A 26,838-nucleotide genomic window follows, 5' to 3' on the forward strand; every position below is an offset into this window, starting at 1 on the left:
TCAAAAATCGGTGAATAGGGGGATTTACAAATGTTACTTATGCAAGACCAAGGTCAAGTACAAGTTGGCGATTTGGCTCAGTGTGGTTCATGGTGTAGAAATGCAAACTTGGTGCACCACCTGCAATGAGGCGTTCACAGAGTTTAACCACAACTTCATGACCAAAAGCCTTAATGCTTGCTGAGTCATCACCATAAGTTGCCAGTTGCTTACGAATCCAACGTGGGATTTCAGCACCTGTACCATCCGCAAAACGAATTAAATTGCTGGCATTGGTGATAGGCATAATGCCTGGTGCAACAGGAATATCAATGCCTTCTTTTTGAATGCGTTCAACAAAATAGAAATAGGCATCTGGATTGAAGAAGAATTGCGTCAATGCCGCATTTGCACCTGCTTTGACTTTAGTGACAAAGTTTTGAATGTCTTTATCAAAGCTTTCAGATTGAGGATGCATTTCTGGATATGCAGCGACTTCAATATGGAAGTGATCCCCTGAGTGCTGACGTATAAATGAAACTAAATCAGATGCATATGGTAATTCACCTAAGCCCACTTGACCTGAAGGTAAGTCACCACGAAGCGCAACAATACGATCAATCCCTTGAGATTTATACAAATCTAAAAGTTCAGCAATTCGTGCTTTATCATCACCAATACAAGACAGGTGAGGGGCAACGGGCGTACCTTTACCATTAAAATCATGGATTGCAGATAAAGTACGTTCACGTGTTGAACCACCTGCACCATAAGTCACAGAAAAAAATTCTGGGTTTAAAAGTTGTAATTCTTGGTGAACAACTTTTAATTTTTCCGCACCTGCATCAGTTTTGGTTGGGAAAAACTCAAACGAGATAGGAATACGTTTTGACATGATTAAATCCTTTTTTATAAATACTTTTTCTTCACCCTCTCCCTGGCATCTCCCAAAGGGAGAGGCGTATTCATTACTGAATCACACAGGGCTTTGACTCAAATATCTCACATGCCCAAAATAAATTTTTACATGCAAATGGCTTGAGCGATTCACCCCATCCCTCTGAGAGAGGGATGGGGTGAGGGCTAATTAGTATTTATAAGGTTCAGCCTTGAAAGGACCTTCAACTTGAACGCCAAGGTAGTCTGCTTGTTCTTGAGTTAAAGTCGTTAACACACCGCCGAAACCAGCAACCATTGCTGCAGCAACTTCTTCGTCTAATTTCTTAGGAATAAGTTCAACACGGATTTTTGCTGCTTTTTGATCTTCAGGAAGATCAGCAAATTTTTCAGCGAACAAGTGCATTTGACCCAATACTTGGTTAGCAAAAGAACCATCCATGATACGTGATGGGTGACCCGTTGCATTACCAAGATTCACTAAACGGCCTTCAGATAAAAGGATTAAATAATCATTTTCGTTTTCTGAACGATACACTTGGTGGACTTGAGGTTTTACTTCTACCCACTTGTAACCACGTAAGTAGTTGGTGTCGATTTCAGTGTCAAAGTGACCGATGTTACAAACAACTGCACCTGCTTTTAATGTGTCTAACATTGCAGCATCACAAACGTGGTAGTTACCTGTTGTTGTTACGATCAAGTCAGTATTTTGAAGAAGATCTAAGTTAATGTCTTCTTTTTTACCTGTTTGTACGCCATTTTTGTATGGAGCAACAACTTCGTAACCGTCCATGCATGCTTGCATTGCACAGATTGGATCAACTTCAGTTACACGTACAATCATTCCTTCTTGACGAAGAGACTGAGCAGAACCTTTACCTACGTCACCATAACCGATTACAAGCGCACGACGACCAGATAACAACATATCTGTACCACGTTTGATCGCATCATTAAGTGAGTGACGGCAACCGTATTTGTTGTCGTTTTTAGACTTAGTTACAGAGTCATTTACGTTAATCGCAGGAACTTTTAAAGTACCGTCACGGTGCATTTCGTAAAGACGTTGAACACCTGTTGTTGTTTCTTCTGTAATACCGTGGATTTTTGCAATGACTTCAGGGTATTTTTCATGAACAAGCGCAGTTAAATCACCGCCATCATCCAAAATCATGTTGGCATCCCAAGGTGTGCCATTGACATTGATTTGTTGTTCAAGACACCACATGTATTCTTCTTCAGTTTCGCCTTTCCAAGCAAATACTGGAATACCTGCAGCAGCAATAGCCGCAGCAGCGTGATCTTGAGTTGAGAAGATGTTGCAAGATGTCCAACGAACTTCTGCGCCCAATTCAACTAGCGTTTCGATTAAAACAGCAGTTTGAATGGTCATGTGGATACAGCCGAGAATTTTCGCGCCTGCAAGTGGTTTTGCTGCTGAATAGCGTTTACGTAGACCCATCAAAGCTGGCATTTCAGCTTCAGCAAGTTTAATTTCTTTACGGCCGTAGTCAGCAAGTGAAATATCGGCAACTTTATAATCAGTAAATGAAGCATTAACCGCGTTCATCACGATCTCCTTATAGAAAAAAATAATTGATCATTATGTTCGCGGATGCCGTTGTTGATGAGTCAGAAAGAGCCACCGAATCGTCGAGCCTAGCGATCTTACATTTAGTGCCTGTAAGAAAGTCGCAGCATCCCTCGACTAGTGGGGTATTGTACTTGGAAAATTATTGGTTTCCAATCTGAATTTGATTAATATATAACTGATCCATTTCTAAATAAAATTAAATCAATAAAAGCGGTATCGTAATGATAAGAAAATTATATCTAATGGGATTTTTACTTTTTTCAACTCAGATGACTTTTGCTAGAAAAGGGGATTTTTCACCACAAGATTTATTTTTCCTTCCTCTAATGTTGATTGGAGTTTTTGTTTTATTTAAATTTTCAGCAGTTATTGAAAAATATACGAAAGATTTGAGTATCTTACTCAAGATAATTATAAAAGGGGTTTGTTTTCTTTTATTCATTGGGATAATCATACTTGTCATTATTGGGATGGGGTTAATTTTTGAATATATTCCAGAAAAATGGTCAATGTTGTTCTAATTAAATTTGATAGCAAGCTTGGTTAAATAATAAGGATAGATAATAAATGAAAAATTATGCTGTATTGATTGCGTCAAGTCTTGTTGTAATGCTTGCCCATGCCAATGACTCGACAGGGTATGTATCTACCAATGGAATTGAATACTTAAAAAGTAAAGATATTCAAATGTACAGTGAAGACCTGTTTATTAGTAAAAAAAACATTAAGGTTGATTATCAGTTTAAAAATTTAAGTACTCAAGATGTGACCGAAACGATTCTTTTTCCATTACCAAAAGTCGAAAGTTTTACAGATTCTGATTTTGCAGATACAGCAAAACTCATCAAAAGTTTTAAAGTGTGGATAGATGGAAAACCTATTCAGACTGAAATACATGTTCGTTCCTTTATGCCGCCGTTAAAAAAAGATGGTGAAATTGATTGGCATGCAAAATGGATTGATGTGACAGATGAATTACGTGGTTGTGGTTTTTCTACAAAAGATTTACAAAGCCCATGGACACATAAATCACAGCGTACTGTGAGTACAGAAAAGTTTCTAGCATGTAAAAATACAAAAATTCAAAATTTACTCAAAGGTACAACAAAGTATGATGAAGTAACTTGGTCATCCCAACTGATCTATAGTTGGAAGCAAACGTTTAAAGCTAATTCTACCACTCATGTTAAACACCAATATTCACCGTTAGTTGGGGGTTCAGTTGCATTTTCGGATGATTATGAAGGTAAAGATTATTGTATGGATGCAAATTTTAAAGCTGGAATAAAAAAGGCTAAGTTAGGACAAGCACCTTATGCTGCATTAGGATACATTCTAAAAACAGGGGCAAATTGGGCAAAACCGATTGAAAATTTTAAATTGACCATTGAGCGTGATGTAAATGAACTGGTTTCATTTTGTTGGGCAGGTAAAGTGAAAAAAATCAGCCCGACGCAATTTCAAATGGTTGAGAAAAATTTTGTACCTAAGCATGATTTGAACATTATTTTTGTGAAACCACGAACTATTTAAAAACTAATATAAGTTTATTACTAAAAATGTGATATTTCACTTGAAAATTATATTAGTTAAACTTTAAGATTGGGAGATGTTTCAATAAGCTTAATAAGAAAATTTAGGAACTAAAGTGTGATGAATAAGTTCGATTACCAAATCAAAGAATGGGCTGAAATTCAGCATAAATATAAGAATGGAAGCTTAGTTATTGGAAATGGTTCCAGTATTGCCTTGTACTCTGAGTTTGATTTTAGGTCATTAAAAGAAAAAGCCGAAAAATCAAAGTTTTTTAATAATGAGATATCTGATCTTTTTAACGAGTTTGTTACATGTGATTTTGAGCTAATTCTTAGATTGGTGTGGCATGCGAAGCTAGTAAATAAGCATTTGCAAATAGATGATAAAAAAATTAATTCTGCTTATGAGAATATTAAAGAAGCTCTAATTAAAGTTGTAAGAGAAGTCCATTGTGAAAATACTGAAATTTCTAAACCGCAATATAAAGCATTATATAATTTTACAAAGCAATTTAAAACTATCGTTTCTTTAAATTATGATTTGATTCTTTATTGGATTTTAATGTATGGAAATGGTATCAAAAAAGATGCACATATTTACAAAGACTGTTTTAACAAAGGTAAATTTGATTTTGATTGGACAAGATTTCGAGAATGCATTGGAACTCAAAAAGAAATTACTTTAGTGTTTTATCAGCATGGTAATTTATCTGTTTTTAGAGATGTAGGCAATACTGAGCATAAACTTCAAAGAGGAGATTTTAAAAATTTATTAGATGTCATCACTGAAGAGTGGAAGGATGATAAAATACCGTTATTTGTTGCAGAAGGTACAGGTAATCAAAAACTAGAATCAATAAAAAGTAGTCCATATCTAAGTACAATATATTATGAGGTTTTACCAACTCTAATTTCTGATAATTCTAATCTGGTTATTTACGGGTGGGGTTTAGGAGATCAAGAATCACATTTAGTAAATCAAATTTTTAAGAATAAAAATACATCTAATATTGCTATTTCAATATATTCTAAAAACCAAGAAGAATGTAATAGAATTTATAATTTAATCAACAAAATTGCTCCACATATAGAAATTGAATTCTTTGATAGTCAAAGCTCAGGTTGTTGGAATAATGTATAAGACTATTAACCCATCTTTCGATGGGTTAACTCAATTATTTCGACGTTAAAGCCTCTGCTTTTTCAGTCCAATAATCCGCTTGTTCTTCATTAACATCGACACCTAAACCATTGGCATAGATAAAGGCTAAGTCACGCATCGCTTGGACTTCACCCAGTTCAGCGGCTTGCTTGACCAATTTAACCGACTTTTCCACGTCCTTTTCAATCACATCGCCACGACGGTAATAACCCGCAAGTTCCAATGTTGCAGCAGGGTGTTTTTGCATATTGGCTTTGCTGAGCCAGTAATAACCCAACTCAAAATGCGCTTTAGATTCTTCGGGATCTTCTTCAGCCAACTCTTTGGCATAAACAGTATAACCTTCACCCAACCAATACATCGCTTCAACACAACCATTGTCAGCCGATTTTAAAGCCCATTCTTCAGCAAGAATAATGTCATCCTCATGTTCGCTTTGCATATACAGTTCGGCTAACTCAAACTGAGCTTCGGCATTGCCAGAAATAGCACGATTGGCCAATGCATTGGGGATAGACACACGTTCAGACATAAACTTTCCAAAGCCACAACAATAGGTAGCAGATGATTTTAAAATAAGGGAGGAGATTCAATCAAAGGATTGATGACGCATTATACGCTAAAACATTTTATAAAAATAAGAGACGATTAACAGGGAAAACAACAGGATAAATTTTAATAATAAGACCTAAAACAAATCAATTTAAGACTTTAAAATAATTATTCTCAATCAAATGCATGTTCAAATATGAATGACATATGATTTATAAATCTAATTATAGTTGTAACCTATGCTAAAAGTGAAATATAGGCGAAAAACACCATTTTTAGCCCAAAAAATGGATTTATAGACTGAGTCGTACGACTTTTGCATAACTTTTTCCTATGTTAAAAATCATGCTTAATATCCTCAAATGAGGAGTTTATCGTATGGCTACAGCGAAAAAATTTACAACGGATGTCATCGTTCTTGGTGCAGGCCCAGTGGGTTTGACCATTGCAAATGGATTGGGGCAAGCAGGTCTTAAAGTCACTGTGATTGAACAGTTAGATCAATTGATTGATTATCCACGTGCAATTGGTATTGATGATGAATCACTACGTACACTTCAATCTGTAGGCTTAGTCGATAAAGTCATCCCTCATACTACACCAGATCATGCAATGCGTTTTTTGACACCATCAGGTCGTTGTTTCGCAGATATTCAACCAAAAACACGTGAATTTGGCTGGCCACGCCGTAACGCATTTGTACAGCCTTATGTCGATGCCGTATTACTCGAAGGTTTAGCACGTTTCAAAAATGTTGAGGTTCTATTCTCACGTAATTTACAAACCTTTAAACAAACAGCGGATCAAGTTGAAGTTCAAGTTCAAACCAAAGATGAACAACTTGAAGTGATTACTGCGAAGTATTTGGTCGCTTGCGATGGTGGTAATAGCCTTGTTCGTCGTATGTTGAACATTCCATTTGAAGGTAAAACAGCACCGAATCAATGGATTGTGGTCGACATCGCCAATGATCCACTTGCAACACCACACATCTATTTATGCTGTGACCCAGTACGTCCATACGTGTCTGCAGCATTACCACACGGTATTCGTCGTTTCGAATTTATGGTGATGCCAGGTGAAACGCAAGAAGAGTTAAGCAAGCCAGACAATATGGCAAAACTTTTATCTAAGGTTTTACCAAATACTGAAAATATTGATGTGATTCGTAATCGTGTCTACACACATAATGCACGTATTGCGAGTCGTTTCAAAGAGGGTCGTATTATTCTTGCAGGTGATGCTGCGCACATCATGCCTGTATGGCAAGGTCAAGGTTATAACAGTGGCTTACGTGATGCCTTTAACTTGTCATGGAAACTCGCGCTTGTGGTTCAAGGTAAAGTCGACGCCAAAGTTTTGGATACCTACCAAGAAGAACGTCATGACCATGCCAAAGCCATGATTGATTTGTCTGTAACAGCTGGGCATGTACTTGCGCCACCGAAAAAATGGCATGGTACTGCACGTGATGCAATTTCATATGTATTGAATTACATCAAACCAGTAAAACAATACTTATTGGAAATGCGCTTTAAACCAATGCCTCAATATAAATCGGGTGTATTGGTGGGTAAAGTCGATAAAACATCGCCGATTGGTAAAATGTTTATCCAGCCGAAAATGCAGGATGCTTCAGGCAAAGTTCAATTGCTCGACGAATTTATCGGGACTGATTTTGCGATTATTGCATGGGGTGTAAATCCAACTTGGGGTCTACAACCAGAAACTTTAGCGAAATGGAAAGCTTTAGGTGTGAAATTTATTAAAGTGATTCCACCTGAGCAATTGGCGACAGCAAAATCTGAAGGTGATGATGTCATTACATTGGGGGATACAGAACATGCGATTCGTGCTTGGTTTGGTAAAACCAATGATTCTATGGTGTTCTTACGTCCAGACAAATTTGTTGCAGCCCTTGCGATTCCTCAAGTAAGCCAAGAAACCAGCGCTGCCATTTTTGAAAAATTGGGCGTTTGATTTTTTTAAAATAAAGATCCATGTAAAAAAACCTGCAACATTGCAGGTTTTTTTATTGCTGATGCGTTTTGAAATTAAGCTATGAACAAAGCTCAAGATTAAAAATATTGAGCTAAAAATCAGTGCATAAAATTAGAAAATATGACAGTGGAAATGTTGACTTAAAATACTTTTTACCAGTTTTAGGCTTTCACTTTCATCGTTTTTACGATAATTCAAATACAGTCCAATATTGGGTAAATTCACTTGTGTGCGTTTAATTAAAACATTTGGACCTAAAAAGCTTTCCACATAAGCAGGGACAATGGTCCAGCCGATTTGCATGCCGACCAAATTGACGTTCATCAGAATGTTGCTGGAATGCTGTGAAATTTGCATTTCAGTGCCCAAAGATTTGAAAATTTCTTGAGTTTTTTGGAACAGCACAGGTGAAGCCATTTCTTCACTCAAAATAAATTTTTGTTGAATCAAATCTTCCTTGCTAATGATGTCATGTTTAGCAAAGGGTGAGGCACTTGGAATGAGCAATACCAGAGGTTCACTGAATAATTCAATTGATGCAATTTGATCATCATTGATACATTGACGGGTAAAAGCCACATCGATTTGATGATCTTTTAAAGCTTGTATTTGCGCCAAACAACTCAAACTATAAAACTGAATGTCGAGATCAGATTGTTCTGCACGAATGAGTGGCATCACATAAGGGAAAATTTTCATTTCTGCGATAGGTAAAAAACCAATATTCAGTTTGTTCTTTTTACAGTTGGTAATGAGTTGCACATTTTGTTTGGCTTTGGCGGCAAGTTCTAAAATATGTTTGGCATCAATATAAAATTGCTGACCTTCTTCAGTCAGACTCAGCGAGCGTTTTTTTCTTAAAAAAAGCTGAGCGCCCAATTCTTCTTCTAAGTCTTTAATCTGTTGGCTTAGTGATGGTTGAGCAATAAAAATTTTTTCAGCAGCACGGGTAAAATTGAGTTCTTCGGCAACACTAATAAAATATTTTAAATGACGAAGTTCCATGATTTGACCTTATTTGTTAAGCAAAAACGAGAGATAAAAATTGCAGAAGAAATAAACGAATTTAAATCAATTACACTTGTTTATCTTAATGATTATTTGATTTAAAAACCACATTAAAATTGCCTTAAAATGCTGATGTTACATATATTTCATGCATTAAATGAGTGTTCTACCGATTAAAATTATTCAGCGAAATAAATCTATAAATCTCGGTATATCGAAAACAAATATTTAAGATTTTTTGCCATTTCACAGAGGTTTGCGACGAGAAACATTTTTTGATGATACAAGGCATGATTTTAGTCATTTAATCATGTGTAATGGTACATAGATACAATTCATTTTGAATAGAAAACGGCATGGAAATTGCTCAAATATAAGATCAAAACAAAATAGAAGATGAAAATGGAATATCAACTTTATCCATGTTTGAAGAATCAAAATGCTGAATATTTGGTTTTATGCTCTGGTCTAGGTGGACACGGTGCTTTTTGGGCACCACAAATTGCATTTTTTCAAGAACATTTCCATGTGTTTACTTATGATCAAGAAGGATGTCACGCCAACACTCAGCTTTTAAAAAAAAATTACACGATGGAAGATCTTGCTTTACAACTGTTTCATTTAATTCAAGCTGCTGAGATCAAATCTTTTCATTTTATCGGACATGCTTTGGGCGGTTTTATTGGTGCCGAACTGGCACGTATCAGTCGTTATAGTGATTTAAACATTTTATCCTTGACTGTGTTAAATGGCTGGGCATATCTAGATGCGCATACACGTAAATGCTTTCAAACGCGTATAGCATTGCTAAAACAAGCGGGTATTCAAGCTTATGTTGAAGCACAAGCTTTATTTCTTTATACACCTGCGTGGATTTCAAGAAATATTCAAACTTTGATTCAACAAGAAAACAAGCAAATACATGATTTTCCGCCCGCGTATAACGTGCTGACTCGTTTAAATGCCTTAATGAGCTATGAAATGCCAGAGGAGACTGAACAATTCTTAAGAAAAATTCCACTACTTATTCTTGCCAACAAGGATGATTTTTTGGTGCCTTATCATCAGTCACAAGCCTTAGCGGAGAAATTTATTCATGCGGAATGTGTACTGCTAGATAGTGGAGGGCATGCGGCTACGGTGACAGAAGCAAGCATGATGAATGAAACACTACTGTCACTTATACAAAAATCAAATGCTTCCCAATTGATGAGCCAAGTCTCCTAAATTTGAAAAACGCAATGACTTAACTTAAAGCCGAATTTCAATGATTCGGTTTTTTTTATTTAGAAAAAATGAGGAACTTTCATATTTTAAAATGCACACATTTTGAACATTACTCACAAATTAGGTGCATGTATAAAAAGTTTATTTTACTTAATGGTAAAAAATACAAAACACATATTATTTATAAATTGTTGTTAAACAATATTATTTTAAAGTTGGCATGCTCTATGCAATATCATTTTCATCAAACAAACGTTCAAAAGTGAACAGAAAATTGGATTGGACCATGTAAACAAATAAATGATTTAAAGAGGATAGAGCGTATGAAAATTGGAGTTTTTTGCCCGATTGGCAACAATGGTTGGTTACTTTCAGAAAATGCGCCGCAGTATATGCCTACGTTTGAATTGAACAAAACAATTGTGCAACGTGCTGAGCATTATGGGTTTGACTTTGCTTTAACCATGATCAAATTACGAGGTTTTGGGGGTAAAACTGAATTTTGGGATCATAACCTTGAAACTTTCACCTTGATGGCAGGTTTAGCTGCTGTCACCAGCAAAATTCAAATCTATGCAACTGCTGCGACCTTGGTGATGCCACCTGCAATTGTCGCGCGTATGGCTTCAACCATCGATTCAATCTCAAATGGTCGCTTTGGACTCAATGTCGTCACAGGCTGGCAGGCCCCTGAATATAGCCAAATGGGTATGTGGCCAGGGGATGAATACTTTGGCAAACGTTATGAGTATTTATCAGAATACGTACAAATTTTAAGAGAGCTTTGGGCTACAGGCAAATCAGATTTTAAAGGTGAACATTTCACCATGGAAGATTGCCGAGTAAGCCCTCGTCCACAAGCAGATATGAAAATTATTTGTGCAGGTCAGTCCGATGCAGGTTTGGAATTCTCAGCCCAATATGCAGATTATAACTTTGTTTTTGGCAAGGGCTTGAATACACCAACTGCTTATGCCGAAATCAATGACCGCTTAAAAGCACAAACCGATAAAACAGGGCGAGAAGTCCAAACTTATGTGCTGTTTATGGTGATTATGGGGGAAAGCGAAGAAGAAGCATTTGCAAAATGGCAAAGCTACAACGATGGTGCAGATCAGGAAGCCATTAATTGGTTACTCAACCAAGGCGGTAAAGACACAAAATCGGGTGCAGATACCAATATTCGTCAAATGGCATCCAGCGTATCGCCTGTGAATATCAACATGGGTACCTTGGTCGGCTCTTATGAAAACGTCGCAAAAATGCTGGATGAAATTGATGCCATCGAAGGCACAGGGGGCATTCTCTTAACTTTTGATGATTTTGTACAAGGCGTTGAAGATTTTGGAACACGTGTGCAACCACTCATGAAATCTCGTGCCAATGTCGTCATCGATGCTGAAGATCCATCTTTATCCGTTCTGGAGAAAAGCGCATGAGTCTAAACGAAGAATCTGTGGTCATTAGCCATTTTACAGAGTCGCTCGGTACAGGAAAAATTTTAAAAGCAGAACCAGAATCGATTCAGTTTGCACCTGAACAAACCGCGTTAATTGTAATTGATATGCAAAATGCCTATACCTCTAAAGGGGGGTATTTAGACTTGGCAGGTTTTGATGTATCAGCGACTAAGCCTGTGGTGGAAAACATCAAGAAAGCGGTGAATGTTGCTCATCAAGCAGGCATCCAAGTGATTTATTTTAAAAATGGTTGGGACAATCAATACCGTGAAGCTGGAGGTGTAGATTCTCCCAATTTCCATAAATCCAATGCCTTAAAAACCATGAGTAAACGACCTGAGTTACAAGGAACGCTATTGGCAAAAGGTGGGTGGGATTTTGAGCTCATTGATGAATTGCAGCCATTGCCTCAGGACATCGTGATTGAAAAACCACGCTATAGCGGTTTCTTTAACACGGCACTAGACAGTACCTTACGTGTGAGAGGCATTCGTAATCTAGTTTTTGTCGGCATTGCCACCAATGTTTGTGTGGAATCGACACTTCGAGATGGTTTTTTCCTTGAGTATTTTGGTGCGGTACTGGCGGATGCATGTCATCAGGCAGGACCAAAGGAAGCGCATGATGCCAGTTTGTACAACATCAAAACCTTTTTTGGTTGGGTGTCAGATACACAAAATTTTATCGATGCCTTTGCAACAGACAGTAAAGATTTAGCCAAAACAGCTTAAATAAATATCTAAAAACTCATTCAAATTAGACCCAAGCCATAAATAGGGTAAAACATTCAGAGGATGTATACATGCCAAAAGAAATTATTCTTCCAGCGGGAACAGGTAAACCATTAGCGCCTTATGTACCAGCAACCAAAGCAGACAATATTGTGTATGTATCAGGTACTTTGGCTTTTGATGAAAATAATAATGTCGTGCATGTGGGGGATGCTGCAGCGCAAACACGGCATATTCTAGAAACCATTAAACGCGTGATTGAAACCGCGGGTGGTACGATGGATGACGTGACATTTAACCATGTCTTTGTCAAAGATTGGGCGGATTATGCCACTATCAATCAAGTATATGCGGAATATTTCCCAGGAGATAAACCTGCGCGTTACTGTGTTCAAACAGGCTTAGTGAAACCTGATGCATTGGTTGAAATCGCTTCAATTGCCCATGTTTAGTATTCAATGTTTCACGAGCAATGAAAAATGATCCAATAAATCCACAGTGCTGAAGGTGAAAACGGGCTTCAGCATCGGAGAGCGCTATGAATACCAAAACTTTAATCCATGCTATTGCTGATCATGCAATGCCTCATCAAATCTCAAATACGCGTTGTGATGACGAAACTCTTGATGCTGGAATCTTTCGTCAAGGTATGTCCAACCTTGGCGCTGCTGTTCATGTGATTACCACCAATGGCGAGGCAGGAAAAGCTGGTTTTACGGCATCAGCGGTGTGTAGTGTGACAGATTCACCTCCGACTTTATTGGTTTGCTTGAATCGATCAGCTTCTGTTTTTGAAACGTTTAATCAAAATAAAGTTTTATGTGTCAATACATTATCTTCAAGTCAGCAACAATTATCTCATCTTTTTGGAGGCCGTAACACTATGACCGAACGCTTTGCAGTGGGCCAATGGACAACATTAAAAACATTGGCACCAGTTTTGCAGGGTGCTTTGGTGTCGTTTGATTGTGAAGTGGTACAAAGCATGTCTGTGGGGAGTCATGACGTGTTGATTTGTGAAGTAAAAGCCATTCAACACAATGAAGGACTAAATGCACTGATGTATTTCAATCGTGCTTATTGTGAGCCTCAACCAATGAACTAAAAAATCATCCGAAAAAGGAGTGGAAACCCATGCAAACAAAAGAATCGTGGTTCCCGAAATTCAAGCCTTATCAAGGCGACCTAGATGTCACACCTGTACAAACAGATGAATATTTACCCGCAGGAAAAAGTATTGTATTAGGCCTACAACATGCATTTGCAATGTTTGGTGCAACTGTTCTTGCACCATTATTGATGGGTTTTGATCCAAATTTAACCATATTAATCACGGGAATAGGCACAATTTTATTCTTCTTGATTACAGGTGGTCGTATGCCAAGCTACTTGGGGTCTAGCTTTGCATTTATTGGGGCAGTTGCAGCAGCAACTGGATATTCGGGTGTGGGTTCCAATCCAAATATTGCCTTAGCACTTGGAGGAACGGTGGTCTGTGGTTTGATTTATGCAGCTATCGGTTTGATTGTCATGAAAACAGGTACAAATTGGATTGAAAAACTCATGCCACCTATTGTGACAGGTGCAATCGTCATGATCATCGGTCTAAATTTGGCACCAGTGACCATCAAAGGGGTTTCGGCAAGTTCATTTGATACTTGGATGGCGGTGGTTACGATTTTATGTATTAGTGTGGTTGCTGTATTTACCCGAGGGATGGTTCGTCGACTACTGCTTTTACTCGGATTAATTGCTGCATATATTTTGTATTTTGTGATGACCAATTTCTTAGGTTTGGGAACACCAATTAATTTTGCAGTGATTTCAGAAGCAGCTTGGTTTGGTCTGCCAACATTTCATAGCCCTGTGTTTAATGCCAATGCTATTTTACTCATTGCACCTGTTGCGCTGATTCTCGTTGCTGAAAATCTAGGACATTTTAAAGCTGTATCTGGGATGACAGGGAAAAATCTAGATCCATATATGGGACGCGCATTTTTAGCAGATGGGGTATGTACCAGTATGTCAGCTTCAGTTGGCGGTACGGGTATGACGACTTATGCAGAAAATATCGGCGTGATGGCTGTAACTAAGGTCTATTCAACCACTGTATTTGTCATTGCAGGTATCTTTGCAATTTTGCTCGGTCTTTCTCCAAAATTTGGTGCAGTGATTAGTACTATTCCTGTTGCGCTACTCGGTGGTGCTTCAATCGTGGTGTTTGGATTAATTACGGTTGCTGGTGCTAAAATCTGGATCGACAATAAAGTTGATTTTACCAAAAACAGCACACTCATTATCGCAGCTGTGAGTTTGATTATGGGGGCAGGTAATTTTAGTTTGAAGTTCGGTTCTTTTGACTTAGGCGGAATTGGTACTGCTACGTTGGCAGCTATTGCGCTTAATCTGTTTTTAAACCTTGGGGAAGATGCACCGAAAACTGAAAAGCTCAATGAAGTTGAAGCTGAAGATTCAGCTGTGACGACAGCAACACATTAGTAAAGTGTTGAATTCAGCATTTATATGAATTGAGCTCAAAATTATGGGAGGCATTATGCCTCCCATTTAATTTTACGGATGTTAAACGTTGTTCAACTATATGCTATTTTTGATATCGTTACTGTTCACAATGTTTTATTCGTATGAACACTCTCACTGCTTATGAGCGCAGCTATTCACTCAATACTGATCCTAAAACAGGGTCAAATGCTTTGTGAAATCATGTAGTGAATCGTAGTTTTAATCGTATATTTTCTTTAGTTTTGTTAATAAAAATATGCTTATTGATTCACAATATATCTATATTTGTGATAAATAAATAACAATTGTTGAATCATATAAAATTCAGTTAGATTTAATTGCTTCTTAGTGGGTATAGCGCACAGCAATTTTTAACGAATACTAAATTTGCCGTCGAAATATCAGGCTGCAATTTTGCTGAAACATTCAAATAATCTTTAATCTATTTAAGATGCATAACTTTACCGATCATTACATTGTTTGACCTTTGCTTGATTTTAATTCTATTAAATTATGATTTTAGACTTAAAAAAGAATGAAATGACAAGCTTTATCAGTGCTGAACAAGCGAAAAATTATTCTCAGCATGCCAATTTAACGATTGAACATTATCAATCGAAACTGGCTGAAATGATTGAAGACAATGCGAAACAGGGGAATACTGCTGTTTTTACAGTGTTACCTAAATATTTGCCATTAGAAGATATTCGTCAATTGTCTTCAAGCTTGACTCAATTGGGTTATCACGTACGTTTTGAAGTAAACCAGTTTTATTACAGCTTTAATGTGCATTGGGTCTAATGATCTTTTCTCATGATATATGCATATTCATGAAGCCCAGCATTTCCAAAACTTAATCATAAAGATGGACTTAGGAGTATTTGAGACTGTCTGAAATCTATGTAACTTTATTCAGCATGTAATTTTAGCGTGTCAAAGAGAGCATTATACTGATTTCAAGCGTTCGAAAATCGAAAATCGAAAATGTAATGACAACTAGATTCTTTTAAAAGACAGTCTCAAGCACAACGCTTCGTTTTAAGACTCTGAAGATTTTTGATATTCATTAATCACTTCAAGCGCTGCTCTAAAAGCTTCTTGTGTTGCTGGCGCTCCGCAATACGGTAAGCTATGAAGTAATACTTCCTGAATCTCTTCAACTGTCGCACCATTATTCAAAGCACCACGAACATGACCCTTGAGTTCTGTCGGGCTTTTTTGTGCAGTTAAAAAAGCAATGGTAATGAGCGAGCGGTATTTGCGGGGAAGCACACCTTCACGTTGCCAAGTTGAACCCCATGCATGTTCATTAATCCAGTCTTGAAGTGGTTGTGTAAATGGGACGGTATTGTCCTGAGCACGTTTGACAAAGCTTTCGCCCATCACTTCAGTACGAACTTTTAAACCATTTTCATAATCTTGTTTTGACATTGCTTAACTCTTTGTTTAATTTAGGGTTTGATCGGTGTGTGCAAAACAGCCATGATTTGATCATGGCTGTTGGGTACATTGCTTAAAGTTGCGGAATTTCAACCGCAATAGCAGTGGCTTCACCACCACCAATACAAAGTGCGGCAATCCCTTTGGTTTTACCTAAACGTTTTAAAGCATGAATCAGGGTCAAAATAATACGCGAACCTGAAGAACCCAATGGGTGACCTAAAGCACATGCACCACCATGAATATTGACTTTTTCAACATCCAGTTTAAAGGCATCAATTGCAGCCATAGTCACCATTGCGAAGGCTTCATTGATTTCCCATAAATCAACTTCTTCAGCAGACCAACCGGTTTTTTTCAAGACTTTTTCAATTGCGCCAACAGGTGCAATCGTGAATTCTGAAGGATGCTGTGAGTTTGATGCATAGGCTTTGATGTGAGCCAATGTTTCAAGTCCATGTGCTTTGGCATAATCTGCCGAAGTCACCACAAAAGCTGAAGCGCCATCGCTAATTGAGCTGGCATTGGCAGCGGTAATGGTGCCATCTTTGGCAAAAGCTGGACGTAGTGTTGGAATTTTATCAATATTGGCATTGGCAGGATTTTCATCGTGCTCAACACTCATTTCGCCTTTACGCGTTTTCACTGTGACAGGCACAATCTCATCTTTTAGATAACCTTGCTCAATTGCTTTTTGCGCTCGAGTTAATGAACGAATGGCAAATTCATCTTGCTGCTCACGTGTATAGCCTTTTTTATTGGCCATATCCTGAGCCAGCACCCCCATAGAAAGTCCTGTTTCAGCATCTTCTAGACCTTCTTGGAACATGTGATCTGTAACTTTGCCATGGCCCATACGATAGCCTGAACGTGCTTTATCGAGTAAGTAAGGCGCATTACTCATTGACTCCATACCACCAGCGACCACAATGTTCGCAGACTCAGCTTTAATTGCGTCAGCAGCTTGCATCACAGCTTTCATACCAGAACCACAAATTTTATTAATGGTTGTTGCACCCACATGATCAGGAACACCTGCCAGTCGCATGGCTTGGCGGGCAGGGCCTTGTTTAAGACCTGCAGGCAAGACACAGCCCATAATGACTTCATCAACTTGTTCAGCAGAAATATCTGCCCGTTTTAGCGACTCTTCAATGACTTTGGCACCTAATTCTGGTGCTGTTAAACCAGACAAGCTACCTTGAAAACCACCCATAGGTGTACGGCTACCTGCAACAATGATGATGTCCTTGGTCATTCTTTTCTCCATTGGTTATTCATGTTCATCTATTTTTTATTGCTCACGCTTTTCAATACGATTTTATAAAACGTACATCGACTATTGTTTTTACACAATTCACGCATTCATACCATATCACCGATTGTGTTAAAAACCCCTCATCCGATATGATCGCAGTGAATTTATTTTGGTCATTTTAAGCGAGTTGTCTATTCCACCTAAGTCCTAGCGCTGACTTTAAAACTAGAATCTACGGATAAAAAATCTTATATGTTTAGGATGTTTAAAAACAAACGCGACTGAATTCAGTCGCGTTTGATAAAATCAGAATTTAAAACCTTATTTAAAATCTTAAGAAAGGCGTTTGATCCTGCTCATCCTTGGATTTTTCATCTGTATTTGATGCTTTGTCACTTAAATGCTCGGTTGAGTTTTGATGAGTATTCTCAGGTGTTTCAACGTGCTCAGATGTAGACGTGACATCAGTATTCGATGAATTATCTTTCAAAGTCTCTACTGTCTCAGCTTCTTCCTCAAGATGAGGATTAGCCAATGGCAAGACATCATCTAGTTCTAAATCAAACACATCAGTTAACATACTGTCAAAACGTTGAGCATTGTATGCCAGTAGTTTTTCAGCTTCATCTTGGGTGATAAACTGCGTTTCAACGGCATTTTCAATATGTTCTTCAAATGTAAGACCAGTAAATTTAGCTTTTGATTCAGCCTTTTTGAATTTATGCCAAAGTTCTTCAATACCCAAGAGCATTTGAAATGCTGATTCCATTCGTCCATTGACATCATGAGGATTGGTGTCATAGAACACATGCTGCTTTAATGCGTCACGGAAGGGATTTTCTTGTAGGATTAAATCGCCAGCTTTGACTTTTAAAGCATCACTTGGTTTTTTCACAGGACGACCCAGTGGGAAACAGATAAATTTCACTAAGCTTGCCGCAATGCCCATTGGGAAATTGGCGAACAGACCATAAAACGCTTCTTGTGCATTAAATAATGCTTTTTCTAAAGCCAGCTGTGCATGCACTTTTTCAGCATCAGTTTTTTGACCATGCTCATAATATTTTAAAATAGCAGTAGCAATAAATAGGTTGGCATGAATATCTGCTAAACGACCAGACAGCATTTCTTTTCGCTTGATATCACCAGCCAATAGACCTAAACACATGTCAGCAGTCAGTGCAAAGTTTGCACTCAAACGGTTAATGGTTTTGTAAAATGGTAAGGTAAATGGATCTGCACTATCTGGTGCATTGGATGAACCACCAAAATATCCATATGCAAATGAACGCGCTGTACGGTTAAAGGTATAGCCTAAATGCTTATACAGAATATCGTTAAACGTATTTAAAGCACTGTCTTTATCATCAGCTTGTAACAGTTGAAGCTCTTCAAACAGGTAAGGGTGGCAACGCATTGAACCTTGACCAAAAATCATCAAGGAACGACTTAGAATATTGGCGCCTTCAACGGTAATGGATACAGGAATAGCTTGGTACATCAGTGCCATAAAGTTGCGTGGACCCATTTGAATGGCGCGACCACCGACAACATCCATACCGTGATTGACTACTTTACGCATGGTTTCAGTGGCATAGTATTTCGCCATCGCAGTCATCACGGCTGGCTTTCCACCTTGATTTAGACCACATGTCACTAAATAACGGAACGCTTCGAGCATATAAGTATCAGAAGCAATATCGCTGGTGGCTTCTTGTACACCTTCAAATTTACCGACAGAAATTTTGAATTGTTCACGTACTTTGGCAAATGCACCGACCATCAGATAGCTCATTTCACCTGCAGCAGTTGACAGCGCTGGAAGTGAGATACCTCGACCCACAGCCAAACACTCCATCAGCATACGCCAGCCTTTACCTGCATTTTCAACACCACCAATAATCCAATCGAGTGGAATGAAAACATCTGTCCCTTCAACCATACCATTCATAAATGGTGAACCTGGATTGTGGCGAGGACCTACTTTTACACCGTCATGTGAGGCTGGAAGTAGGGCGCAAGTAATGCCATATTCAGTTTTTGATGAATCACCCAATAAACCATCAGGATCATATAATTTAAATGCCAGACCAATGACTGTGGCAATGGGTGCAAGCGTGATCCAACGTTTTGAGAAGTTCATGCGTAAGCCAAGCACTTGTTGACCTTCGAACTCGCCATAACAGACAACGCCAGTATCTGGAATTGCACCTGCATCAGAACCTGCTTCGGGGCTGGTTAAACCGAAACATGGAATTTCTTCACCTTTGGCAAGACCCGGTAAATAACGATTTTTTTGTTCTTCAGTACCATAATGCAGTAGCAATTCACCTGGACCTAAAGAGTTCGGTACCATACAACTCACAGCAGTCGTGAGCGAGCGAGATGCAATTTTGCTCATAATGCGACTTTGTGCAAATGAACTAAATGCTTTACCGCCGTATTCTTTTGGAATAATCAGTCCTAAGAAACCTTTATCTTTAATGAATTGCCAAACTTCAGGTGGTAAATCTTTAAGTTCATGAAAAATTTTCCATTCATTGAGCATTTCACACAGTTGTTGAACTTCATTATCTAAAAATGACTGTTCCTCAGCTGATAAAGTTGGGTAAGGGTATTCATTGAAGGTTTTCCATTCTGGAGCCCCCATAAATAGTTCTTTTTCCCACCAGCTTGTACCTGCATCGAGCGCTTCTCGTTCTGTAGTACTCATACTTGGCATTGCTTTCGACAAAGCATCATATGCTGGTTTTGTGATGATGCTCATCCGCAGTGAATCCACCATCACAATAATACTGATGGCAATGAGCGGGATACCTAAGACGATTGACCAAGGACTAATGAATGCAGCGATAATCGCGACAACAATCGTGACTATGCTACCGATAGACCGTGGAACTTCAAAAAAGAAGATTGCCCATAGAGCAATGAATAAAATAATGATGCTAATGATCAAAGCCATTTATCGTTTCCTCGCGTGTCGCTTTACACCGTGAGGCTGTCATAGGTGTGATGAATATGACGTATGTAAAGGTGTAATTTTTATAGAATGAAGAATGATGTAATTCAGTTATTAGAGCATTTCATTTTTAAGTTAGGTTAAAACTCATTCAAATGAAAGACAGAAGCTGTGCATAAATTGTTTAATTACGTAAATCTTTTTATTTTTCAATTATTAATTCTCAATGAAATATCAATTTGAATATTTTGATAAAACTTAAAAGTGCAATGACACCATTTTTATAAATCGCCTCCTTATCTTTTGATAATAAAAATAATAATAAACAATGTCTTAATATTTTTTGGAATAAATTAAATGTGGAATGCATCACTGAATTACTACAGAACAGTAAGGCAAATTTAGTAAAATTATTGCGATAAATTCATTCAGATTATGAATAAATACTTTAAAAAAAATTTATCACTTATACAGAACGTAATTGCCTATATTTTAGAGGAAAAGAATATGAAAAAAGTTTTCATTTTTTCGTTGTTGTCTGCATGTTCAAGTTTAAGCTTTGCTGCAACTTGCACTAAAACCATGAATAATAATATTGTGAATGGTGATTTAAACATTCCAGCAAATGCTGTGTGTGTATTGAATGGTTCTGTGGTCAATGGTGATATTACCGTTGCTAAAAATGCATCTCTAACCTTGAATAATGCAACGATTCAAGGAGATATCACAGCGCAACAAGCTAAAGCATTTCATCTGAATAAGTCAGCAGTACAAGGTGATGTAAAATTGACACAAACAAGTTCATCGATTGTGATTGATAAAGCTGTAATTAATGGCGATCTAAGTTGTGCAGGTAGTGTCGCATCAACTGGTTCAAAGAACGTAATTAATGGTTCAGTGCAAGGCAAATGTAAATAAGAAAAATTGTTTTGTATTTAAAAGTCAGTATTGTTTTTTGAATCTTATGATCTAGTTTTGTGTGTTATTTGATTTAAAGCATAAGCAATAAAAAAGCCCAAGTCGCAATGCTTGGGCTTTTTTATAAGATGTTGCCATCTTGAATATGGCGTCCCTACGGGGATTCGAACCCCGGTTACCGCCGTGAAAGGGCGATGTCCTAGGCCTCTAGACGATAGGGACAGTTGAAGTAAATATTTTTAAAACCAAAAATTTTACCTAATGCATAGGTCATTAATGGCGTCCCTACGGGGATTCGAACCCCGGTTACCGCCGTGAAAGGGCGATGTCCTAGGCCTCTAGACGATAGGGACTTAATAAAAACTTTACTTCTGAAATTGGCGTCCCTACGGGGATTCGAACCCCGGTTACCGCCGTGAAAGGGCGATGTCCTAGGCCTCTAGACGATAGGGACGTTTCAGAGGTGGGCGTATATTAGGGTGGATATGTTGATGTGTCAAACCTTTTTCTAGTCGAATCTATAAAAAATCAATCAAGTGCATAAAAAGAAAACAAATATGTGAAATGTGCTTTTAAATTAAGCTGTTTCGATGCTTAAACTTTCCAATATGCTTTGAATCACCAATGGGTTGGCAAGATATCCAATAATACGGTGTGGATTGCTAATCAGTGTTTGGATGGCTAAGTTCTCAATCGGGGGGTGAAAATCGAACGGAGGTTCAGTCAGTGGGAAGGCTGTGAGAAAATCATCAGGGGAATAAAAATTAATCCAATCACCTGAAAAATGAGAAGGTCTAGAAATAGGCGTGGAGAGGCGCTCTTGGATCACTTTAAAAGCCAGTGGAGAGCCTAGGGTAATTAATCGGTTTATTCTGCATAATTTATTCTTATGAATGAGATTGTATGCAATCACTGTCCCTAGTGAATGTGAAACCACGATGTACTCTTCATAGGGATCTAAATTGTGCATAATCCGATCATGTACTTCATTCATAAAATCTGGATTGGCTAGGTAAAGATAGGTTTCGATTAAAAATTTTTCAATGAGTGTGGCATGTAATTTGGGATAGTGATTGAGAAAAATCACCAATTCTTTTAATGCTCGATCTTTGGCAAGCGATGAGGTCAGTGCCAAACGTTGTGTCAATGTTTGTGGCTGTATATCTTCATTAGAAGGCAAAGCGGTTAAGCATGGATCTTTCTCTTGAACCACACTCATTGCATTTTTAAAGTGAAAAGGACTTTTAAAATTTTTCCAAGATTTGGGTAAAAATGTCCTCAAATCAAGCGTATTGTTTAATTTATGCTTGCTGAGTAAATCGCCATAGAAAGGCAAAACAATATCAAGTGCATTGACGTCTAAATCGATATTTAAACGATGTAATCCAGTTTGAAACACTTGTAGCCAGAATTGTCTTAACGTTTCAGCATTATAATTCTGCTGATTCATACCATGAATAAAGAGAATCTTCATAGGCTGACAGATTGTGATTGATATGTGTTTTAGATTAAAAAAAAGAGCAGCAATTCGCTACTCTTTTTCTGTGTTAGTTTTGCTTTTGATAAAAAACAAAATAACTGATATAGCAGATTGCAATGAATATTAAGCAACTGATAAATCCTGCTAACATCTCCGTATCAAAAACCATGCTGACACAAGTAATGAAACAGAAGATAAAACCTAGAATTGGAACGATTGGAAATAATGGTGCAGCAAAACCGAGTTCTTTGGCACTATGACCGTCTTTGTACCATTGACGACGGAAATTAAACTGACTTAAGCAAATGCTCATCCAGACAATCACCATGGTAAAGGCTGCAACACCCAAAAGATTCTTGAAAATGGTTTCTGGTGCAAATTGTTCTGACAATAAACCTGGCAATGCACCAAACATGGTGACGATGACAGCAATGTAAGGAATACCACGGCTATTCAGCTTAGAAAACACCTTTGGCAGTTGTTTCTTTACAGAGAGTGACCACATCATACGAGAGGCTGCAAATAATCCAGAGTTCGCAGCTGACAATAATGCTGTGATAATGACAAAGCGAATAATGTCTTCAGCATAAGGAATACCAATGCTATTAAATACAGTCACAAATGGGCTGCTACTGACACCTTCAGCGCCTAAACCAGCCAATTGATGAGGCAGTAGGGCGCTAATCACGACAATCGTACCAACAAAGAAAATCAATAAACGCCAAATTGCGGTATTAATTGCTTTTGGGACATTTTTCGCAGGATCTTGCGTTTCACCCGCGGCAACACCAATGAGTTCAGTTCCTGAGAATGCAAAATTGACAATCAACATGGTTGCAAAGATAGGAAATAAACCCTGTGGAAACCAACCTTGAGCTGTCAAATTGCTGAACAGTGGTGCAGATTCATAACCTTGATAGCTAACTAAACCGAAAATCGCCATTAAACCTAAAATGATAAAGGCAATCACAGTAATGACTTTGACTAAAGCCAGCCAAAATTCAGATTCGGCAAACCATCGTGTTGAACTCATGTTTAAGCCAAAAACGATTGCAGCAAAAATAATGGTCCACAACCAAACTGAAACTTGTGGGAACCACTCCTGCATTAACAGTGCAGCAGCGGTAAACTCTGTTCCCAGTGTGGCAGCCCATGTCAACCAATACAGCCAAGTAATGGTATAACCTGTACCTGGACCAATATATTGTTGAGCATATGAACCGAAAGAGCCGGATTCAGGCATATGAACGGCAAGTTCGCCCAAACACAGCATCACCATATAGGCGATTACACCACCTAGAAAATAGGAGATAATGGCACCAACTGGCCCCGTTTGTGCAATGACTTCACCCGACCCTAAAAATAGGCCTGTTCCGATTGCGCCGCCAAGCGAAATCATGACCAGATGTCGAGTACTCATAGCGCGTTTTAAAGGCGCAGAATTGCCCTGATGCGAAGCATCATTCGGAGATGAGTGCATAAAGAATAGACAATAAAAAATACGAAGGAAGGTATTGTAGATTAAAACGACAAATCTGCAATGGAATAATTATAAGGATGCAGATTTAAATGATCGATCAAGAAGATCAGATGGCGTCCCTACGGGGATTCGAACCCCGGTTACCGCCGTGAAAGGGCGATGTCCTAGGCCTCTAGACGATAGGGACGTTGCGAGGTGATGCGTATGTTATAGATAAGGTTGGGAATTGTCAAAAAAGAAAGACGCTGTTATGGTTTAAAAGTCTATTATTTAATCTTAAAAAACAAAAATATGAATTCTAATTATAATCAATTTATTTATTCAGTTAATTTTGAAGTTAATTCGTTTAATGTTGGCGTTAAAAATGAGCATGCCTATCGTATGTTGATTAATTATGCAGATTGGTTCGAATATTCCATACAAAACTATACACATATCATTTCAAAAGAACAATTTTTAAGCATTATTGATCAGCTATATATCCATGAGCTAGATCAATCCACCAGACAATTTTACCTCAGTTTAAGCACAAATCAAAACGAAGTATTTGCACTCGATCTTCTTAGCCTATTTAAGCTCTATTTGATTCTTAAAGTACGCAGATATCAAACTTCAAATCAAGATCCAAATTTAATAAATCTGAAAAATAAATTGGAAAATATATTTTTGCCACTTGAATGGTCTGAACAAGAAAAGTTAGACCTAAAGATTCAAAAAGCACTTCCAGATTTTTCAGCGAGCAAAAATTCAAATCACGTTACATTACCTTTGTCACTATTGGTCGCAAATGCGGCGTTGATGAAGTTTATTCCATATACAACATTGAGTTTGATTATACATATCGGAATTTTTCTAATTATTGCGGGTTTATTGTCGAATGCACTAAAGAAGACAAAATCTAAAGATGATCAGGCGATGCTAACCGCATGGATATATATCATTGAAAATAATTTAAGACAGCATGAAATGAATAATTAGAAGAGATTAATACATTCTTCGTCTCAACTATATTAATTAAGAAAACCCGCAATAATGCGGGTTTTCTTATAAGATAAAACTTAATTCTTATTATGGTATAGCCAATAATAGCTTCCGTAACAGGCAGCCATAAAAATTAAACACCCAATAAAGCCTGATAACATTTCTGGGTCAGCCGCCATACTCAGTCCCGTCACCGTACAGGTAATAAGTCCTAAAATTGGTACAAGCGGAAACCAAGGTGTTTTAAATTTTAATTCAGACATTGAATGACCTGACTTCAGCCATTTACGACGGAAATTGAACTGACTCCAACAAATACTCATCCACACAATCACCATCGTGAATGCTGCAACACCCAGTAAGTTTTTAAAGATCACATCCGCACCAAACTGTTCAGACAATAGACCCGGTAAACCGCCGATCATAGTGACTAAAATCGCAACAATCGGTGTGCCAGATTTGGTCAATTTTGAGAATACTTTAGGAAGTTGTTTTTGAACTGATAATGCCCACATCATACGTGATGCAGCATATAAACCTGAGTTTGCCGTTGAAAGTAATGCGGTGATAATCACAAAACGCATAATGTCTTCAGCATATGGAATACCAATAAAGTTAAACACAGAGACAAATGGGCTATTACTGAGACCATCACCATGACTACTGTTCAATCCAGCATCTTGATAAGGGAGTAGGGCGCTAATGACAATGATCGTTCCGACAAAGAAAATCATTAGGCGCCATACTGAGGCATGAATCGCTTTAGGTACATCACGTGCTGGATTTTCAGTTTCACCAGCAGCAATACCAATCATTTCTGTACCGTTAAAGGCAAAATTTACTATCAGCATGGTGGTGAAAATAGGGAATAAACCGTTTGGGAACCAACCGTGTGAGGTGAGATTGCTAAACAGTGGGGCAGAATCGTAACCTTGATAATTGATTAAACCAAAAATCGCAGCCAATCCTAGAAGGATAAAGATCAATACGGTTGCCACTTTAACCAAGGATAACCAGAATTCAGACTCTGCAAAGAAACGCGTTGAAGTAAGATTGGAAATGAGGACTGCACTGGCAAAAATAATCGTCCAAATCCAGACGGAGATGCTTGGAAACCATTCCTGCATCAGCAGTGCAGCGGCGGTAAATTCTGTTCCTAATGTTGCTGACCAACCCAGCCAGTACATCCAAGACACCATATAACCTGTCCCAGGACCTATATTATTAGATGCAAAAGCGCCAAATGAACCTGTCACAGGCTGGTTCACTGCCAATTCACCTAGGCAGAGCATTACCATGTAAGCAATCAGACCACCAATAAAATAGGAAATCACTGCGCCAATTGGACCTGCATCTGCAATGACAGAACCAGAACTGAGAAACAAACCTGTACCAATTGCTCCACCTAATGACAGCATAATCAGGTGGCGTTTGGTCATTGATCTTTTTAGGACAATAGAGTCACCTTCAGCACCAGTGGCCTGAGGTTCGTGTATGGGAGAGTTCATAACAACAGAAAATGAATAGTAAAGTAATATTTTAGAATAAAATGTGATAAATCTCAAAACTATCATTTAGTTAAGGTGATTAAAGTGTGTATTAAAATTAAATTATGATAATTAAAGCTTAAATTTGAAATTTATCATTTAATTG

Annotated in this window: 22 protein-coding genes, 4 tRNA genes and 1 pseudogene; 13 read left to right on the forward strand and 14 right to left on the reverse strand. The window is 38.0% G+C overall.

Going from position 1 to position 26,838, the window contains the following annotated elements; genetic code table 11:
* Positions 1 to 37: 37 nt before the first annotated feature.
* Together metF and ahcY are read right to left on the reverse strand one after the other, a co-directional pair.
* Positions 38 to 874: a methylenetetrahydrofolate reductase [NAD(P)H] gene (gene metF / locus G8E00_RS05295; protein ID WP_166011822.1), complete on the reverse strand. Its 837-nt coding sequence runs from the start codon at positions 872 to 874 to the stop codon at positions 38 to 40.
* Between the two features lie 192 nt (positions 875 to 1,066).
* Complete coding sequence (gene ahcY, locus G8E00_RS05300; RefSeq protein WP_166222469.1) at positions 1,067 to 2,449, reverse strand: adenosylhomocysteinase; 1,383 nt, start codon at positions 2,447 to 2,449, stop codon at positions 1,067 to 1,069.
* A gap of 245 nt (positions 2,450 to 2,694) precedes the next feature.
* Between ahcY and G8E00_RS05305 the strand changes: the two genes are divergently transcribed.
* From G8E00_RS05305 to G8E00_RS05315, 3 genes are all read left to right on the forward strand, one after another.
* A complete protein-coding gene (locus tag G8E00_RS05305; RefSeq protein ID WP_166222471.1) occupies positions 2,695 to 2,994 on the forward strand; it encodes a hypothetical protein in 300 nt (99 codons plus the stop codon).
* A 46-nt stretch (positions 2,995 to 3,040) separates the two neighbouring features.
* Positions 3,041 to 4,006, forward strand: a complete 966-nt coding sequence (locus G8E00_RS05310) for a DUF4424 family protein (RefSeq protein ID WP_227591398.1) — start codon at positions 3,041 to 3,043, stop codon at positions 4,004 to 4,006.
* 120 nt (positions 4,007 to 4,126) lie between these two features.
* On the forward strand, positions 4,127 to 5,149 hold the full coding sequence (locus G8E00_RS05315) for a DUF4917 family protein (protein WP_227591399.1): 1,023 nt from the start codon (positions 4,127 to 4,129) through the stop codon (positions 5,147 to 5,149).
* Between the two features lie 34 nt (positions 5,150 to 5,183).
* Here the strand turns inward: G8E00_RS05315 and G8E00_RS05320 are convergent, their stop codons facing one another.
* A complete protein-coding gene (locus tag G8E00_RS05320; protein ID WP_166222473.1) occupies positions 5,184 to 5,702 on the reverse strand; it encodes a tetratricopeptide repeat protein in 519 nt (172 codons plus the stop codon).
* A 398-nt stretch (positions 5,703 to 6,100) separates the two neighbouring features.
* On the opposite strand from G8E00_RS05320, the gene G8E00_RS05325 reads away from it, so the two are divergent.
* The gene (locus G8E00_RS05325) at positions 6,101 to 7,702 is read left to right on the forward strand and encodes a bifunctional 3-(3-hydroxy-phenyl)propionate/3-hydroxycinnamic acid hydroxylase (protein ID WP_166011827.1); all 1,602 of its coding nucleotides are present in this window, start codon (positions 6,101 to 6,103) and stop codon (positions 7,700 to 7,702) included.
* Between the two features lie 132 nt (positions 7,703 to 7,834).
* On the opposite strand, the gene G8E00_RS05330 is transcribed toward G8E00_RS05325, so the two are convergent.
* On the reverse strand, positions 7,835 to 8,728 hold the full coding sequence (locus tag G8E00_RS05330) for a LysR substrate-binding domain-containing protein (protein WP_166222475.1): 894 nt from the start codon (positions 8,726 to 8,728) through the stop codon (positions 7,835 to 7,837).
* Between the two features lie 405 nt (positions 8,729 to 9,133).
* Here G8E00_RS05330 and rutD point away from each other — a divergent pair, with 405 nt between their 5' ends.
* The 7 genes and pseudogenes from rutD (at position 9,134) to G8E00_RS05365 (ending at position 15,470) form a co-directional block, all read left to right on the forward strand.
* Positions 9,134 to 9,958, forward strand: a complete 825-nt coding sequence (gene rutD / locus G8E00_RS05335; RefSeq protein WP_166222478.1) for a pyrimidine utilization protein D — start codon at positions 9,134 to 9,136, stop codon at positions 9,956 to 9,958.
* 323 nt (positions 9,959 to 10,281) lie between these two features.
* Positions 10,282 to 11,397, forward strand: coding sequence for a pyrimidine utilization protein A (gene rutA / locus G8E00_RS05340; RefSeq protein ID WP_166222480.1), 1,116 nt, complete (start codon positions 10,282 to 10,284; stop codon positions 11,395 to 11,397).
* The gene (gene rutB, locus G8E00_RS05345; RefSeq protein WP_166222482.1) at positions 11,394 to 12,149 is read left to right on the forward strand and encodes a pyrimidine utilization protein B; all 756 of its coding nucleotides are present in this window, start codon (positions 11,394 to 11,396) and stop codon (positions 12,147 to 12,149) included. The genes rutA and rutB overlap by 4 nt, the downstream gene beginning before the upstream one ends.
* Before the next feature lie 71 nt (positions 12,150 to 12,220).
* Positions 12,221 to 12,601: a pyrimidine utilization protein C gene (rutC, locus tag G8E00_RS05350; protein ID WP_166222484.1), complete on the forward strand. Its 381-nt coding sequence runs from the start codon at positions 12,221 to 12,223 to the stop codon at positions 12,599 to 12,601.
* Between the two features lie 170 nt (positions 12,602 to 12,771).
* Positions 12,772 to 13,254, forward strand: a pseudogene (rutF, locus tag G8E00_RS05355) (NADH-dependent FMN reductase RutF); the annotation flags it as partial.
* A 29-nt stretch (positions 13,255 to 13,283) separates the two neighbouring features.
* Complete coding sequence (gene rutG / locus G8E00_RS05360) at positions 13,284 to 14,648, forward strand: pyrimidine utilization transport protein G (RefSeq protein ID WP_166222488.1); 1,365 nt, start codon at positions 13,284 to 13,286, stop codon at positions 14,646 to 14,648.
* A 561-nt stretch (positions 14,649 to 15,209) separates the two neighbouring features.
* Positions 15,210 to 15,470 carry a hypothetical protein gene (locus tag G8E00_RS05365; RefSeq protein WP_166011835.1) on the forward strand — a complete coding sequence of 87 codons (261 nt, stop codon included), beginning with the start codon at positions 15,210 to 15,212 and terminating at the stop codon, positions 15,468 to 15,470.
* 237 nt (positions 15,471 to 15,707) lie between these two features.
* Here G8E00_RS05365 and G8E00_RS05370 read toward each other — a convergent pair whose 3' ends face one another.
* The 3 genes from G8E00_RS05370 to G8E00_RS05380 form a co-directional block, all read right to left on the reverse strand.
* Positions 15,708 to 16,100: a carboxymuconolactone decarboxylase family protein gene (locus G8E00_RS05370; RefSeq protein ID WP_166011836.1), complete on the reverse strand. Its 393-nt coding sequence runs from the start codon at positions 16,098 to 16,100 to the stop codon at positions 15,708 to 15,710.
* Between the two features lie 82 nt (positions 16,101 to 16,182).
* Complete coding sequence (locus tag G8E00_RS05375; RefSeq protein WP_166222490.1) at positions 16,183 to 17,367, reverse strand: thiolase family protein; 1,185 nt, start codon at positions 17,365 to 17,367, stop codon at positions 16,183 to 16,185.
* Positions 17,368 to 17,692: 325 nt separating this feature from the next.
* Entirely contained in the window at positions 17,693 to 20,329 is a 2,637-nt protein-coding gene (locus G8E00_RS05380; RefSeq protein ID WP_166222492.1) for an acyl-CoA dehydrogenase, read from the reverse strand.
* A 504-nt stretch (positions 20,330 to 20,833) separates the two neighbouring features.
* Here G8E00_RS05380 and G8E00_RS05385 point away from each other — a divergent pair.
* Positions 20,834 to 21,244 carry a hypothetical protein gene (locus tag G8E00_RS05385; protein WP_166222494.1) on the forward strand — a complete coding sequence of 137 codons (411 nt, stop codon included), beginning with the start codon at positions 20,834 to 20,836 and terminating at the stop codon, positions 21,242 to 21,244.
* 146 nt (positions 21,245 to 21,390) lie between these two features.
* On the opposite strand, the gene G8E00_RS05390 is transcribed toward G8E00_RS05385, so the two are convergent.
* The 6 genes from G8E00_RS05390 to G8E00_RS05415 form a co-directional block, all read right to left on the reverse strand.
* Positions 21,391 to 21,466 (reverse strand) — tRNA-Glu (locus G8E00_RS05390).
* A 55-nt stretch (positions 21,467 to 21,521) separates the two neighbouring features.
* A tRNA-Glu gene (locus tag G8E00_RS05395) sits at positions 21,522 to 21,597 on the reverse strand.
* A gap of 25 nt (positions 21,598 to 21,622) precedes the next feature.
* Positions 21,623 to 21,698: transfer RNA gene (locus G8E00_RS05400), tRNA-Glu, on the reverse strand.
* Between the two features lie 123 nt (positions 21,699 to 21,821).
* A complete protein-coding gene (locus tag G8E00_RS05405; protein ID WP_166222496.1) occupies positions 21,822 to 22,718 on the reverse strand; it encodes a hypothetical protein in 897 nt (298 codons plus the stop codon).
* Positions 22,719 to 22,791: 73 nt separating this feature from the next.
* Complete coding sequence (locus G8E00_RS05410) at positions 22,792 to 24,204, reverse strand: amino acid permease (RefSeq protein ID WP_166222498.1); 1,413 nt, start codon at positions 24,202 to 24,204, stop codon at positions 22,792 to 22,794.
* Positions 24,205 to 24,315: 111 nt separating this feature from the next.
* Positions 24,316 to 24,391 (reverse strand) — tRNA-Glu (locus G8E00_RS05415).
* A gap of 32 nt (positions 24,392 to 24,423) precedes the next feature.
* Here G8E00_RS05415 and G8E00_RS05420 point away from each other — a divergent pair.
* Positions 24,424 to 25,182 carry a hypothetical protein gene (locus G8E00_RS05420; protein WP_166011842.1) on the forward strand — a complete coding sequence of 253 codons (759 nt, stop codon included), beginning with the start codon at positions 24,424 to 24,426 and terminating at the stop codon, positions 25,180 to 25,182.
* Positions 25,183 to 25,262: 80 nt separating this feature from the next.
* Here G8E00_RS05420 and G8E00_RS05425 read toward each other — a convergent pair whose 3' ends face one another.
* Positions 25,263 to 26,693, reverse strand: coding sequence for an amino acid permease (locus G8E00_RS05425; protein WP_166222500.1), 1,431 nt, complete (start codon positions 26,691 to 26,693; stop codon positions 25,263 to 25,265).
* Positions 26,694 to 26,838 lie beyond the last annotated feature (145 nt).

The organism is Acinetobacter shaoyimingii, from assembly GCF_011578045.1.
GTDB classification, from domain to species: domain Bacteria; phylum Pseudomonadota; class Gammaproteobacteria; order Pseudomonadales; family Moraxellaceae; genus Acinetobacter; species Acinetobacter shaoyimingii.

Coding starts and splice junctions, on each gene's coding strand:
- metF (WP_166011822.1), bottom strand. CDS start 874: ATGTCAAAACGTATTCCTATCTCGTTTGAGTTTTTCCCAACCAAAACT.
- ahcY (WP_166222469.1), bottom strand. CDS start 2,449: ATGAACGCGGTTAATGCTTCATTTACTGATTATAAAGTTGCCGATATT.
- G8E00_RS05305 (WP_166222471.1), top strand. CDS start 2,695: ATGATAAGAAAATTATATCTAATGGGATTTTTACTTTTTTCAACTCAG.
- G8E00_RS05310 (WP_227591398.1), top strand. CDS start 3,041: ATGAAAAATTATGCTGTATTGATTGCGTCAAGTCTTGTTGTAATGCTT.
- G8E00_RS05315 (WP_227591399.1), top strand. CDS start 4,127: ATGAATAAGTTCGATTACCAAATCAAAGAATGGGCTGAAATTCAGCAT.
- G8E00_RS05320 (WP_166222473.1), bottom strand. CDS start 5,702: ATGTCTGAACGTGTGTCTATCCCCAATGCATTGGCCAATCGTGCTATT.
- G8E00_RS05325 (WP_166011827.1), top strand. CDS start 6,101: ATGGCTACAGCGAAAAAATTTACAACGGATGTCATCGTTCTTGGTGCA.
- G8E00_RS05330 (WP_166222475.1), bottom strand. CDS start 8,728: ATGGAACTTCGTCATTTAAAATATTTTATTAGTGTTGCCGAAGAACTC.
- rutD (WP_166222478.1), top strand. CDS start 9,134: ATGGAATATCAACTTTATCCATGTTTGAAGAATCAAAATGCTGAATAT.
- rutA (WP_166222480.1), top strand. CDS start 10,282: ATGAAAATTGGAGTTTTTTGCCCGATTGGCAACAATGGTTGGTTACTT.
- rutB (WP_166222482.1), top strand. CDS start 11,394: ATGAGTCTAAACGAAGAATCTGTGGTCATTAGCCATTTTACAGAGTCG.
- rutC (WP_166222484.1), top strand. CDS start 12,221: ATGCCAAAAGAAATTATTCTTCCAGCGGGAACAGGTAAACCATTAGCG.
- rutG (WP_166222488.1), top strand. CDS start 13,284: ATGCAAACAAAAGAATCGTGGTTCCCGAAATTCAAGCCTTATCAAGGC.
- G8E00_RS05365 (WP_166011835.1), top strand. CDS start 15,210: ATGACAAGCTTTATCAGTGCTGAACAAGCGAAAAATTATTCTCAGCAT.
- G8E00_RS05370 (WP_166011836.1), bottom strand. CDS start 16,100: ATGTCAAAACAAGATTATGAAAATGGTTTAAAAGTTCGTACTGAAGTG.
- G8E00_RS05375 (WP_166222490.1), bottom strand. CDS start 17,367: ATGACCAAGGACATCATCATTGTTGCAGGTAGCCGTACACCTATGGGT.
- G8E00_RS05380 (WP_166222492.1), bottom strand. CDS start 20,329: ATGGCTTTGATCATTAGCATCATTATTTTATTCATTGCTCTATGGGCA.
- G8E00_RS05385 (WP_166222494.1), top strand. CDS start 20,834: ATGAAAAAAGTTTTCATTTTTTCGTTGTTGTCTGCATGTTCAAGTTTA.
- G8E00_RS05405 (WP_166222496.1), bottom strand. CDS start 22,718: ATGAAGATTCTCTTTATTCATGGTATGAATCAGCAGAATTATAATGCT.
- G8E00_RS05410 (WP_166222498.1), bottom strand. CDS start 24,204: ATGCACTCATCTCCGAATGATGCTTCGCATCAGGGCAATTCTGCGCCT.
- G8E00_RS05425 (WP_166222500.1), bottom strand. CDS start 26,693: ATGAACTCTCCCATACACGAACCTCAGGCCACTGGTGCTGAAGGTGAC.